Raw genomic sequence first — 12,991 nt, 5'->3', positions numbered from 1 at the left:
GCCGCTACCCTGCCGTCGGTCGGATCTCACCTATCCGTCCTCCTGAGGCGAGATCACGTTTGCGCCGGTAGCGTGGCCGCCGTGGTCGACATCGACGCCGCGATCGGGTTCGTGGTGGCTCACGGGGACGCGGTGGAGCGTGCCCGCCTGTCCTGGTTGTGCGCCGGTACGCCGCCACCGCCGGAGGTGCTCGACAGCGCCGAGGTCGGCCAGACACTCGGCGGCGGTTGGCCGGCCTCCTGGGGCGAGGAGATCGCCTCGGTCGACGCGACCTGCTTCCGCCTCGCGGAACTGGACGATCTCGGTGCGCTGGGCCGCCCGAGCGCCCGTCGGGCGTTGGACTGGCTCGCCGCCGGTCAGCACCGGGACGGCTGCTGGGAGGAGGACCCGGCGCTCGCGGACTCCGCGCCCGAATGGGCCCGCCCCGGTGACCCGGAGGCGCGGCTGTACCTCACCGCCAACGCCGCCTTCTGGCTGACCGTGGCGGGCTTGGACGCCCGAGCCGCCGGACCGTTGGACCACCGGGTCGGCGGGGCGTACGCGGGGGTGGTGACCGCCGCCAGCCAGGCGCTCGCCGCCCAGTTGCGCCCGGACGGCAGCTGGCCGTCCTTCCTGGCCGCCGGTTGGCTCAGCGCGGCGGTCCTGCACCGGCAGCAGATGTTCTACGAGTCGGCGCAGATCAAGGCGGTGCTGGCGGAGCGGCTGCCGCAGGCGTCAGCCGCCGACGCCGCCTGGCTCGCCGTGACGCTGCGCCGGGTGGGCGTCGACCACCAGGAGTGGACGCTGGTGGCCGCGCGGCGTCGGCTCAGCGAGACGCAGCGCACCGACGGCGGCTGGAGCAGCGACGACGGCCACCAGTTCGACGTCCACGCCACCCTCGCCGTGATCCGCGCCTTCCGCTGACCCGGTTGGGGCTCAGGTGCGGAGGTGACCGGTACCGGTGACCACGTACTTGGTGCTGGTCAGCTCCGGCAGACCCATCGGGCCACGGGCGTGCAGCTTCTGCGTGGAGATGCCGATCTCGGCGCCGAAGCCGAACTCGCCGCCGTCGGTGAACCGGGTGGAGGCGTTGACCATCACGGCTGCCGAGTCGACGCGGGCCACGAACTCCCGGGCGGCCGACTGCGAGTCGGTGACGATCGCCTCGGTGTGGCCGCTGCCGTACCGCCGGATGTGCGCGACCGCGGCGTCGAGCGAGTCGACGACGGCGGCCGAGATGTGCGCGGCGAGGTACTCGGTGCCGAAGTCCTCGTCGGTGGCCGGGACCACGGCGTCGGAGTACGCCGCGACCCGTTCGTCGCCGTGCACGGTCACCCCGGCGTCGGCGAAGGCGGCCAGCACCGCCGGCAGGAAGGCGTCGGCGATGTCGGCGTGCACCAGCAGCGACTCGGCGGTGTTGCAGGTCGACAGGCGCTGCGTCTTGGCGTTCAGGGTCAGTGCGACCGCCATCGACACGTCGGCGGCGGCGTCCACGTAGACGTGGCAGTTGCCCACCCCGGTCTCGATGACCGGCACGGTCGACTCCTCGACCACGGTGCGGATCAGGGACGCGCCGCCACGCGGGATCAGCACGTCGACCAGGCCCCGGGCCCGCATCAGCTCCTTGACCGAGTCGCGGGTGCTGGCGTCGACCAGCTGCACCGCGTCGGTGGGCAGGCCGGCCTCGCCGATCGCGTCGCGCAGCACCGCGACCAGGGCGGCATTGGAGTGCGCGGCCGAGGAGGAGCCGCGCAGTAGCGCCGCGTTGCCGGCCTTCAGGCAGATGCCGGCGGCGTCCACGGTCACGTTGGGGCGACCCTCGTAGATGACGCCGACCACGCCGAACGGCACCCGGATCTGGCGCAGCTCCAACCCGTTGGGCAGGGTCGAACCACGGACCACCTCACCCACCGGGTCGGGCAGCGCGGCCATCTGACGCAGCGCGTCGGCGATGCCGGCCACCCGTCCTTCGTCGAGGGCGAGCCGGTCCAGCACGGCCGCGCTCAGCCCGGCATCGCGTCCGGCCGCCAGGTCCGTGGCGTTCGCGGCCAGGATCTCCGGCGTACGCGCCACCAGCGCGTCGGCCATCGCGTGCAGCGTGGCGTCCTTGGCGGTACGCGTCGCGACGGCCAGCGTCTCCGCCGCCGTTCGCGCCCGCCGAGCCTGCTCACTCACGCTCATGCCTTGCTCCTCACAGTGTTAGGAAGGGGCCCTTGTAATACACCAGGCGTTAACAAGGTGCCCTTCCTTACCAGCATCTACAGCAGTACGAGGTCGTCGCGGTGGACGACCTCCCGTTCGTACGCCGGGCCGAGGGCCGCGGCGAGGTCGGCGGTCGACCGCCCGAGCAGGCCGGGCAGTTCGATCGCGTCATAGTTGACCAGCCCTCGGGCCACCGGCGCGCCGGAGGTGTCGACCAGGTCGACCGGGTCACCGGCGGTGAACGCCCCGTCCACGGCGGTGATGCCTGCGGGCAGCAGCGACTTGCGTCGGCCCACCACGGCGGCCACCGCGCCCGGGTCGAGGTGCAGCCGTCCCCGGGGCGCGGTGGCGTGGGCGAGCCAGAACAGCCGGGCGGCGGGTCGGCGGAGACTGGGGTGGAAGAAGGTGCCGACCGGCTCCCCGGTCAACGCGGCGACGGCCTGGGCGGCGGAGGTGAGCACCACCGGGATGCCGAAGCCGGTGGCGATCCGGGCCGCCTCGACCTTGGTCACCATGCCGCCGGTGCCGACCCCCGCGCGACCGCTGCCGCCGATCTCGACGCCGACCAGGTCTCCCTCGTCGCGTACCTCGGCGATCCGGCGGGAGCCGGGTCGGGCCGGGTCGCCGGTCCAGAGCGCGTCGACGTCGGAGAGGAGCACCAGCAGGTCGGCGTCGACGAGCGCGGCCACCAGCGCGGCCAGCCGGTCGTTGTCGCCGAAGCGGATCTCCTCGGTGGCGACCGTGTCGTTCTCGTTGACGATCGGCACCGCTCGCAGGTCGAGCAGCTTGCGCAGGGTGCGGTACGCGTTGCGGTAGTGCGCCCGCCGGGTCACGTCGTCGACGGTGAGCAGCACCTGCCCGACGGTGCGGCCGTGCCGGGCGAAGGCGGTCGCGTACCGCCCGATCAGCAGACCCTGACCGACGCTGGCGGCGGCCTGCTGGGTGGCCAGGTCACGCGGTCGTCGGGCCAGGCCGAGGGGGGCGAGGCCGGCGGCGATGGCACCGGAGGAGACCAGCACCACCTCGCGGCCCTCGACGTCGCGCAGGCCGAGGGCGTCGACCAACGCGTCGACCCGCTCGTCGTCCAGCCCGCCACTGGCGGTGGTCAACGAGGAAGACCCGATCTTGACAACGACCCGCCGGGCCGCCCTTACTGCGTCACGCACCCGCCCATTCTGCGCTGTGGTCGCGGCGTGGCCAGCCGCCGTTCCCATAGTCTGGCCGCTTGTGACACCTGACGAGTACGTCGAGGCGGTGCTGGAACTGGTCGACCGGATCCCGCCCGGCCGGGTGATGTCGTACGGGGCGGTGGCCGACGCGTTGGCCGAGCGCTCCGGGCGGGCGTCGGCGCGGCTGATCGGGGCGATCATGGCTCGGCACGGTGCCGGGGTGCCGTGGCACCGGGTGGTGAACGCGGGCGGCGTACTGCCGCCGAGGCTGGCCCAGCAGGCACGGGCGCGGTGGCTCGCGGAGGGGACGCCGCTGCGTGGTGCCGGGGTGGACATGAAATCGGCGGGGTGGTGGCCCGAGCAGGGGATGTGACCATCGCCATAACGTGAGTAATATTCGGCCCCATGATCGCGTCGCCGGGTGGCTCCGGCCCACCATCCGCACCCGGCTCGCCCACGCCCGCCTCCGGCCCACCATCCGCACCTGGCTCGCCCACGCCCGCCTCCGGCCCGTCCACCGCCGCCTCGGCGGCCACGGCCGGCGGTGCCGGAGTGGCGGCGGCACCGGGCGCGCTGCCGCGCCGGGTGCACGCCGGCTACGCGTTCGGCTCACTGGCGACCGGCGCCTTCGGCACCGTGCCGGGGCTGCTGCTGTTGCCCTATCTCACCGACACGCTCGGCGTGGCCGCCGGGATGGCCGCCCTGCTGGTGCTCTTGCCGAAGGCGTGGGACGTGCTGGTCAACCCGGTCGCCGGGCGGATCTCCGACCGCACCCGGTCACGGTGGGGCGCTCGACGTCCGTACCTGCTCTTCGGTGGGCTGGCGCTGGCCGCACTCTTCGGGGCCATCTTCGCCGCGCCGTTCGGTGCCGGTGCCGCCGCCGGGGCGTACGTCGCCGTCGCCTTCCTGGCCACCGCGACCGCGTTCGCCTTCTTCCAGGTGCCGTACGTGGCCATGCCCGCTGAGCTGACCAGCGACTACGCCGAACGTACCCGGATGATGACCTGGCGGATCGCGGTACTGGCCCTGGCCATTCTGGTCGCCGGTGCGGTGGCGCCACTGGTGCGCGACGCGGCCGGCGGCGGGATCGCCGGGCACCGGTGGATGGGCGTCTTCGTGGCCGCCCTCATCGCGCTCGGTGCCGTCGGTGCCTTCCTCGGCACCCGGTCCGCGCCACAGGGCACGGTCGGCGAGAGCGAGCCGAGCCTGCGCGCCCAGCTCGCCGTCGCGGCCCGTAACCGGCCCTTCCGGGCGCTGCTGCTCTGCTTCGTGGTGCAGTCCGCCGGGGTGGCCACGATCCTCGCCGGAGTCCAGTACTTCGCCGACCACGTGCTGCGGGACTCGACGACCGGCCCGACCGTGCTGTTCGCCTGCTTCGTCGGCCCGGCGCTGGTGGTGATGCCGCTCTGGTCCCGGGTGGGTGCCCGGGTGGGCAAGCTCGCCGCCCTGGTGGCGGCGTCGCTGATCCTGTCGGCCGGTGGGCTGGCGCTGGTCGCCGCGCCGGTGCTGCCGACCCTCGTGGTCTATCTGCTGGTCGCGCTGCTCGGCGTCGGGTACGCCGGACAGCAGGTGTTCGCCCTGGCCATGCTCCCGGACTGCATCGCGTACGACACGATGCGTACCGGGCGGCGGCAGGCCGGCGTCTTCACCGGGGTGTGGACGGCCGGTGAGACGCTCGGGCTGGCCCTCGGGCCGGGCATCTACGGTCTGGTGCTCGCCCTGACCGGCTACGTCTCCTCCACCACCGGCACCGCCGCCACCCAGACCGACACCGCCCGCCTCGGCGTGCTGCTCGGCTTCACGGTCCTCCCCGCGCTCCTGATCGGCCTGGCTACCCTCCTGTTGCGCCCCTACGACCTCACCCCGTCCCGCCTGACACCCGCCACCCCCGATGCCGCGGTTGTGCCAGGAACCCCGAGCCGCTGAAACCCACGGAAAGGGCGCCACCACTTCATGATCGACGAGAACCTGCCAGCGGAGCAGGTGTTGGCGGAGATCCGGCAGCTGCGGGCGATGGACCGGCCGACCCACGGTGGACGGCTGTTCGCGTACGTGTACGACCCGGCGGTACCCGGACTCGACGACCTGGCCGCCGCCGCTTACGCCGAGAGCGCCCATGTCAACGGGCTCGACCCGACGGCCTTCCCGTCCCTGCTGGCCATGGAGAACTCGCTGGTCGCGGCGGCGGCGCGGCTGCTCGGCGGCGGGCCGGGCACGAGCGCTCCGGATGTCGTCGGCAGCGTCACCAGCGGCGGCACCGAGTCGCTGATCCTGGCGGTGAAGACCGCCCGGGACGCCCGGCCGGAGATCACGGCACCCCGGATCGTGGTACCGGCCAGCGCGCATGCCGCGTTCGCCAAGGCCGCCCACTACCTGCGGGTGGAACTGGACACCGTGCCGATCGACCCGACCACCCTGCGACCGGCTGCCGCCGCCGTGGCCGCCGCCATCCGGCCGGAGACGGTGCTGGTCGTCTGCTCGGCTCCCTCGTACGCGCACGGGGTGGTGGACCCGGTCGAGGAGATCGCCGAGGTGGCCGCCGCCGCAGGGGTCCGCTGTCACGTGGACGCCTGCTTCGGCGGCTGGACGCTGCCGTACCTGCGACGCCTCGGCGTCGAGGTGCCGCCGTTCGACCTCGCCGTACCCGGCGTCACCTCGATCTCGGTGGACCTGCACAAGTACGCGTACGCGCCGAAGGGCGTGTCGGTGCTGCTGCACCGCGATCCGCAGCTGCGCGCCCCGCAGTACTTCGCGTACGCCGACTGGCCCGGGTACACCATGATCAACCCAGTGATCTCGTCGACCCGCTCCGGCGGGCCGATCGCCGCCGCGTACGCCACCCTGCGGCATCTCGGCGACGACGGCTACCTGGAGCTGACCCGCCGGACCTGGGAGGCGGTGCACACGCTGGCCGACGCGGTACGCGGCACCGACGGTTTGCGGCTGATGGCCGAGCCGGAGTCGACAGTGGTCTGCCTGACCGCCACCGACACCGGGCCGGACCTGTTTGTGCTGGTCGACGAACTGGCGGCACGCGGTTGGCACACCCAGCCACAGTTGTCGTACGCCGAGCTGCCGCCGAGTGTCCATCTGACGGTGACCGCCGCCGTGGCCCCCCGCGCGGCGGAGTTCGGCCCCGACCTGGCCGACGCGGTCGCGGCGGCCCGAGCGGCGGGCCCGGTGGAACTGCCGCCGGAACTGCGGGCCCTGGCTGGCACGTTGGCCCCGGAGGCGCTCACCGGTGACCTGGTCGCCGGACTCGCCGCCGGTCTCGGGCTCGGCCCCGGCGGTGGGCTGCCGGAACGGATGGCCCCGGTCAACACGCTGCTCGACGCCGCGCCACCGGCGCTGCGGGAGCGGCTGCTGGTGGAGTTCGTCAGCCTGCTGCAACGCCCAGCCTGGTAGCGGCCCGTCGGTGCGCGATGTTAGGAGGGGGCCCTTGTACAACGCCAGGCGTTAATAGGGGGCCCTTCCTTTCAGCAAGGTGCGGTGGGGGCTGTGGTTGACTGTCGGGGACGGGAGGGGGAGCGGTCGTGCAGCTGCCTGCGGTGCTCGGTGAGCCGATCCGGTTCGTGCTCAACTGGGGTCGGCGCTACTCGCTCTGGGTCTTCAACTTCGGCCTGGCCTGCTGCGCCATCGAGTTCATCGCGACCAGCATGTCCCGCCACGACTTCATGCGACTCGGGGTGATCCCGTTCGCGCACGGGCCCCGGCAGGCCGACCTGATGGTGGTCTCCGGCACCGTGACCGACAAGATGGCTCCGGCGATCAAGCGGCTCTACGACCAGATGCCCGAGCCGAAGTACGTCATCTCGTTCGGTGCCTGCTCCAACTGCGGCGGTCCCTACTGGGACTCGTACTCGGTGACCAAGGGGGTCGACCAGCTCATCCCGGTCGACGTCTACGTGCCCGGCTGCCCACCCCGGCCCGAGGCGCTGCTGCACGGCATCCTCCGGCTACAGGAGAAGATCGCCGCCGAGCAGTCCGGCATCGGCGGCGTGCCCCGCCCGGACCCGCTCGCCGCGCCGGGCGACGCCGCACCCGGCAATGCCGCGCCGCGCTCCACCGCCTCGCTGACCGCCCCGGCGGTACGCCCGCCGAACGCCTGAGCGGATCCCGACTGGCGTCCGGTGTTTAACGTCGGATCATGACCGACGTCGTGGAACAGCGTTCCGCTTTCATTGTCAAGGTGTTGACCGAGGAGTTCGGCACCCTGATGGCGCTCGACCCGGCTGCCTTCCGGCGCAAGTTCCGCAAGATGGCCGCCTCGCCGTTCGCCTTCTACCGGGGCAGCGCCAGCCTCTTCTACGCCGACCAACGCGGCGACTTCGCCGACGACCGTTTCCTGGACGCGCAGACCAGCCGGGTGTGGATACACGGTGACCTGCACGCGGAGAACTTCGGCACCTACATGAACGGCTCCGGCCAACTCGTCTTCAACGTCAACGACTTCGACGAGGCGTACGTGGGGCCGTTCACCTGGGACCTGCGGCGGTTCGTCGCCAGCGTGGCGCTGATCGGCTACACCAAGGCGCTCTCCGACCGGGTGATCAGCGATCTGGTCACCTGCTTCGCCGAGGCGTACCTGGTCGAGCTGCGGGCCATCGCCGCCGGTGGGGACGACGCCATCGGCTCGATCACGCTGGACAACGCCGACGGTGTGCTGCGTCGGGTGCTCCAGCAGGCACGGCTGAACACCCGGGTCGACCTGCTGCGCGAGCAGACCACCGTCGACAACTACGAGCGCCGTTTCTCCCTCGGCGACGGGGTGTACGAGGTCGACGATGAGGTCCGGGCACGGGTGTGCGCGGCGTTCGAGGCGTACCTGGAGACCCTGCCGGCGACGACCACGCAGGCCCGGCCGCTCGCGGCGACCGTCAAGGACGTGGTGCTGCGGAAGGGCGTCGGCATCGGCTCGGCCGGGCTGCCGTCGTACAACCTCCTGCTGGAGGGGCACACCCAGGCGTTGGAGAACGACGTCCTGATCTACATGAAGCAGGCGCAGGTGCCGGCGGTGGCACGGTACATCGACGACGAGCGGGTGCGCGGCTACTTCCGGCACCAGGGGCACCGCACCGCCGAGTCCCAACGGGCCCTCCAGGCGCACGCCGACCCGTGGGTGGGCTACACCGAACTCGACGGCGTCGGCCAACTCGTCGCCGAGGTGTCGCCGTACGCGGCCGATCTCGACTGGGCGGACGTCAACGAGCCGGAGGAACTCGCCGGGGTGCTGGCCGACCTGGGCCGGGCGGTCGCCCGGATGCACTCGGTGGCCGACGACGAGTCCAGCCACGACCTCGTCGACTACTCGACCGAGGAGGCCATCGTCGCCGCCGTCGACGCGGACCCGGCCGGCTTCGTCGGGCACCTGGTCGACTTCGCCCACGCGTACGGCGTCCGTGCCCGGCAGGACCACCAGCTCTTCGTCGACCTGTTCCGCAACGGTCGGCTCCCCGGCATCTGACCGCTCCCGACCCGGTCCGACCCGCCGCTCCCGACCCGCTTCCGACCCGGTCCGACCCGGTCCGGCGCGGGCGGACGGTGCCGGACCGGGTCGGCTCAGCTGTCGAAGTCGAGGACCACCTTGATGTCCTGCGGGCCGGGGGAGTAGGCGGTGGCGTACTCGGCCAGCGGCACCCGACGGGTGATCAGCGAACTCAACCAGCTGCGGTCGGCCTTGGACAGCGCCTCGGCGGCCCCCTCCCAGTGCCGCCGGTTCGCGTTCACCGAGCCGAACACGACGTTGTTCTCCAGCACCAGCGTCCGGTTCAGCGCGCCCGCATCGAAGTCGATGGTCCGGCCGCCGCTGGAAACACCGGCCAGGCAGACGATCCCGTTGCGGCCGACCTTGCACATCGCCTCCAGGACGACCACCGGCGCGCCGGTGCACTCGACGATGACGTCCGGTTCGAGATCCAGCTGGTTGAGCGGTCCGGAATGGTACGTCGCACCGAGCGCACCGGCCAGCGCCGGCTTCGGGCCCTCGGTGGCCAGGTCGAGCACGTGCACGGAGAGACCCCGCTGGCTGGCCAGCAACGCGCCGAGCAGGCCGATCGGCCCGGCCCCGGTGATCAGCGCGGTACGCGGCTGCCACTCCGCGCGTCGGCCGATCCGGTCGATGTGGTCCCACGCCTTGACCATCACACTGGCCGGTTCGAGCAGTACGCCCACCTCGATCAGTGACGGATCGAGGCCCACGGCGAACCGGGGCTGCAACCGCCACCGCTCACGGGCGAAACCCGGCAGCCCCTTGATGCCGTGCTCGGTGAACATGCCGTTGCGGCACATGTCCCACTCGCCCGCCGCGCAGTTCGGGCAGGGCATCGGGTCCGGTTGCCGGACGATCCCGGCCACCAGGTCGCCGGGTTGTCGGGTGCCGGTCGGGTCCTCCAGCACCCGGCCCAACGACTCGTGGCCGAGCACCAGGTGGTCGATGCCGGGCGGCGCCTCGCCGTACTGGCCCTCGATGATCTCGATGTCGGTGCCGCAGACACCCACCGCGACGGCCTCCACCAGGATCGGCCCCTCCTCAAGGGCCGGTTCCGGGTAGTCGTCGAGCAGCCGCAGCGAGCCGGGTACTCCGGGAATCACGGTCACAGCGCGCACGGGTCCATCCTGGTGGCCGTACGCGGGCGGCACCGGCGAAGCCCGAAGGCGTCACCCGGCCGCGTGCATCGCCCCGGGCGGCCGCCCGAGATCCGCCGTTCGCCCGTCGGGGCACGTGCGCGCTCAGCGAGATCCCGCAGCCACGTCCTAGGATCAGCGGCATGACACCGGAAGAGGTCGGCCGGCGACTCGTCGCGTTGCTCGCGCCCGTCGAGGCCACCGCGACGGTCTCCGGCGGGCAGGCACATGCCCGGGCCACCGTCGACGTACCCCCGCATGCCTGGCGGGCCGCGTTGCTGGCAGTCCGCGACGACACCGAACTGGCCTGCGACTACTTCGACTGGTTGTCGGCGGTGGACGAGCTGGCCGACGGCTTCGACGTGGTGGCCCACCTCTGGTCGACCACGCACCGGCACGGTGTCCTGGTGCGCGCCCGGGTCCCCCGCGAGACGCCGACCGTCGACTCCGTGGTGTCGGTCTACCCGGGTGCCGCCTGGCACGAGCGGGAGACCCACGAGATGTTCGGCATCGACTTCGCCGGGCACGCCGACCTGCGTCCGCTACTGCTGCCACCGGAGTTCGAGGGCCATCCGCTGCGCAAGGAGTTCGTGCTGGCCTCCCGGGTGGCGAAGCCCTGGCCGGGTGCGAAGGAGCCGGGTGAGTCGGAGGCCGGTGGTGGTCGCCGTCCGATCCGACCGCCGGGCGTTCCCGCACCGGGGGAGTGGGGAGTCGTGCCCACCCCCGCCGGTGCCGGTGGGGTGGGGGAGGGTCCGCGTGGCGGCACCCCGGCCCGACCAGCCCGGGAGCGACCGTCCCGCGAGCGACCGCCCCGCGAGCGACCGCCCCGTCCGACGTCCGGCGGGGAGGGTGGGGCCTGATGCCGCTCTGGCTGGAACTGGTGATCCGGATCGGTGGGGTGCTGGCCGCCTTCCTGGTCCTGCCGCTGCTGGTGGGGCAGGCGGAGCACAAGGTGATGGCGCACATGCAGGGGCGGCTCGGCCCGATGTACGCGGGCGGGTTCCACGGTTGGGCGCAGCTGATCGCCGACGGGGTGAAGTTCGTCCAGAAGGAGGACGTGACCCCGCGTGCCGCCGACCGGCCGGTGTTCCGGTTGGCTCCGGCGGTGGCGCTGGTGCCGTACCTGCTGGCCCTGCTGGTGATCCCGCTCGGCCCGAACGACCTGGTCGGGCAGCCGCTCGACATCGGGCTCTTCTTCGTCCTCGCGGTGGTCGGCGTGGGTGTGCTGGCCGTGCTCATGTCGGCCTGGGCGTCGGCCAACAAGTACAGCCTGCTCGGCGGGCTGCGCGGCGCCGCCCAACTGCTCGGCTACGAGCTGCCGCTGGTGCTCGCCGCCGCCTCGGTGGCGATGGCCGCCGGTACGCTCAGCCTCTCCGGCATCGTCGAGGCGTGGCAGCCGTGGTGGCTGCTCTGGCAGGCCCCGGCGATGGTGATCTTCTTCGTGGCGGGGCTGGCGGAGATCCGCCGACCGCCCTTCGACATGCCGGTCGCCGACTCGGAGCTGGTCTTCGGCTACCTGACCGAGTACACCGGCCTGCGGTTCGCGTTCCTGCTGCTGGCCGAGTACGTCGGCATCGTGGTGATCGCCGCGCTCACCACCGTGCTGTTCCTCGGCGGCTGGCAGGGGCCGTTCGCCGACGCGCAGCTCGGCTGGCTCTGGACCCTGCTGAAGGTCGCCGCCGTCAGCTTCGTGATCATCTGGCTGCGGGTCTCCTACCCGCGCCTGCGCGCAGACCAACTGCAACGCCTCTGCTGGCTGGTCCTGGTCCCTGCTGCCCTGGCCCAGCTCGTCCTGACCGCCGCCGTCCGCCTGGCGATGTAAGGAAGGGCCCCCTATTAACGCCTCGTGTATAGGAAGGGCCCCCTCCTAACGCATCGATGCTCAACCGCGATCAGCAGCGCCGTCGGAGCCCAGCGGGGTGTGGGCGGGGTCGACGCGCTCGGCGGGCTTGGGCGGTGCGGGTGGGGTGCCGTCGCCGAAGGGACGACCGCCGAGCGCCTCGCGGTCGTGCGGGGTGAGCCAGTTCGACAGGTCGGGGCCGAGCGGCACCACACCGGTCGGGTTGATGTCCCGGTGCACCTCGTAGTAGTGCCGCTTGATGTGGTCGAAGTCGACCGTGTCACCGAAGCCGGGGGTCTGGAACAGGTCCCGCGCGTACGCCCACAGCACCGGCATCTCGCTGAGCTTCTGCCGGTTGCACTTGAAGTGGCCGTGGTAGACCGGATCGAAGCGGACCAGCGTGGTGAACAGCCGTACGTCGGCCTCGGTGATCGTCTCGCCGACCAGGTACCGCTGCCCGGCCAGTCGTTCGCTGAGCCAGTCGAGCCGGTCGAACAGCCGCCGGTACGCCTGCGCGTAGGCATCCTGACTGCCGGCGAAGCCGCACCGGTAGACGCCGTTGTTGACGTCGGCGAAGACCACCGCGTTGACCTCGTCGATCTCGGCGCGCAGGTGTTCCGGGTACAACTGCGGTGCGCCGGGGCGGTGGTACGCGGTCCACTCGGTGGACAGGTCCAGGCTCATCTGGGCGTAGTCGTTGGTGACCACCTGCCCGGTCGGCACGTCCACGATGGCCGGCACGGTGATCCCCCGGGGATAGTCCGGGTAACGGGCGAAGTACGCCTCCTGGATGCGCTCGATGCCGAGCACCGGGTCCCGCCCGCCCGGGTCGAGGTCGAAGGTCCAGCTCCGCGCGTCGTGGGTGGGCCCGGCGACGCCCATCGAGATGGCGTCGGTCAGCCCGAGCAGCCGGCGCACGATGATCAGTCGGTTGGCCCAGGGGCAGGCCCGGCTGACCACCAACCGGTACCGGCCGGGCTCGACCGGGTAGCAGTCCCGTCCGTCGGCGGTGATCCGGGTGGTGATGTAGTTCTGGTCCCGCTTGAACTCACCCGGTTCGACGTACTTGCCGCCGCTGCCCTTGCCGCCCTCGCCCATGTCGCCCCCAGGGGTGTGCCCGACTCGTCCTCGCCCCATCATGGCCGATCTTCGTCGGCCCGGCCCGGTGACCGTCAAC

12 protein-coding genes are annotated in these 12,991 nt (G+C 72.3%); 8 read left to right on the top strand and 4 right to left on the bottom strand.

The genetic code is table 11. The features are described 5' to 3' along the window. Window positions 1-81: 81 nt before the first annotated feature. Window positions 82-903, top strand: coding sequence for a squalene--hopene cyclase (locus ACLQ2S_RS01560; RefSeq protein ID WP_375335273.1), 822 nt, complete (start codon window positions 82-84; stop codon window positions 901-903). Window positions 904-915: 12 nt separating this feature from the next. Here the strand turns inward: ACLQ2S_RS01560 and ACLQ2S_RS01555 are convergent, their stop codons facing one another. Both ACLQ2S_RS01555 and proB read right to left on the bottom strand, forming a co-directional pair. Further along, window positions 916-2,160: a glutamate-5-semialdehyde dehydrogenase gene (locus ACLQ2S_RS01555; RefSeq protein ID WP_155214522.1), complete on the bottom strand. Its 1,245-nt coding sequence runs from the start codon at window positions 2,158-2,160 to the stop codon at window positions 916-918. Between the two features lie 77 nt (window positions 2,161-2,237). Beyond that, window positions 2,238-3,347, bottom strand: coding sequence for a glutamate 5-kinase (gene proB / locus ACLQ2S_RS01550; RefSeq protein WP_309222468.1), 1,110 nt, complete (start codon window positions 3,345-3,347; stop codon window positions 2,238-2,240). Between the two features lie 61 nt (window positions 3,348-3,408). Between proB and ACLQ2S_RS01545 the strand changes: the two genes are divergently transcribed. The 5 genes from ACLQ2S_RS01545 (at window position 3,409) to ACLQ2S_RS01525 (ending at window position 8,814) form a co-directional block, all read left to right on the top strand. Further along, entirely contained in the window at window positions 3,409-3,723 is a 315-nt protein-coding gene (locus ACLQ2S_RS01545; protein WP_309222469.1) for an MGMT family protein, read from the top strand. A 32-nt stretch (window positions 3,724-3,755) separates the two neighbouring features. Continuing rightward, window positions 3,756-5,276: an MFS transporter gene (locus tag ACLQ2S_RS01540; protein WP_425700962.1), complete on the top strand. Its 1,521-nt coding sequence runs from the start codon at window positions 3,756-3,758 to the stop codon at window positions 5,274-5,276. Between the two features lie 27 nt (window positions 5,277-5,303). Further along, on the top strand, window positions 5,304-6,755 hold the full coding sequence (locus ACLQ2S_RS01535; RefSeq protein WP_155214526.1) for a pyridoxal phosphate-dependent decarboxylase family protein: 1,452 nt from the start codon (window positions 5,304-5,306) through the stop codon (window positions 6,753-6,755). A 128-nt stretch (window positions 6,756-6,883) separates the two neighbouring features. Continuing rightward, entirely contained in the window at window positions 6,884-7,459 is a 576-nt protein-coding gene (locus ACLQ2S_RS01530; protein WP_425700961.1) for an NADH-quinone oxidoreductase subunit B, read from the top strand. A gap of 38 nt (window positions 7,460-7,497) precedes the next feature. Continuing rightward, on the top strand, window positions 7,498-8,814 hold the full coding sequence (locus tag ACLQ2S_RS01525) for a DUF2252 domain-containing protein (protein WP_155214528.1): 1,317 nt from the start codon (window positions 7,498-7,500) through the stop codon (window positions 8,812-8,814). 95 nt (window positions 8,815-8,909) lie between these two features. On the opposite strand, the gene ACLQ2S_RS01520 is transcribed toward ACLQ2S_RS01525, so the two are convergent. Further along, entirely contained in the window at window positions 8,910-9,956 is a 1,047-nt protein-coding gene (locus ACLQ2S_RS01520; protein WP_309222471.1) for a glucose 1-dehydrogenase, read from the bottom strand. A gap of 161 nt (window positions 9,957-10,117) precedes the next feature. Here ACLQ2S_RS01520 and ACLQ2S_RS01515 point away from each other — a divergent pair, with 161 nt between their 5' ends. Both ACLQ2S_RS01515 and ACLQ2S_RS01510 read left to right on the top strand, forming a co-directional pair. Further along, window positions 10,118-10,834 (top strand): NADH-quinone oxidoreductase subunit C, encoded by a 717-nt coding sequence (locus tag ACLQ2S_RS01515; protein ID WP_230462219.1) that lies wholly within the window; start codon window positions 10,118-10,120, stop codon window positions 10,832-10,834. After that, entirely contained in the window at window positions 10,834-11,796 is a 963-nt protein-coding gene (locus tag ACLQ2S_RS01510; RefSeq protein WP_155214529.1) for a complex I subunit 1/NuoH family protein, read from the top strand. The genes ACLQ2S_RS01515 and ACLQ2S_RS01510 overlap by 1 nt, the downstream gene beginning before the upstream one ends. A gap of 60 nt (window positions 11,797-11,856) precedes the next feature. Here the strand turns inward: ACLQ2S_RS01510 and ACLQ2S_RS01505 are convergent, their stop codons facing one another. Next, entirely contained in the window at window positions 11,857-12,912 is a 1,056-nt protein-coding gene (locus ACLQ2S_RS01505) for a glutathione S-transferase family protein (protein WP_425701048.1), read from the bottom strand. Window positions 12,913-12,991: the final 79 nt, after the last annotated feature.

It is taken from the genome of Micromonospora sp. DT48 (assembly GCF_049844495.1).
GTDB lineage: Bacteria > Actinomycetota > Actinomycetes > Mycobacteriales > Micromonosporaceae > Micromonospora.
This window is presented reverse-complemented; position numbering and strand designations above follow the sequence as displayed.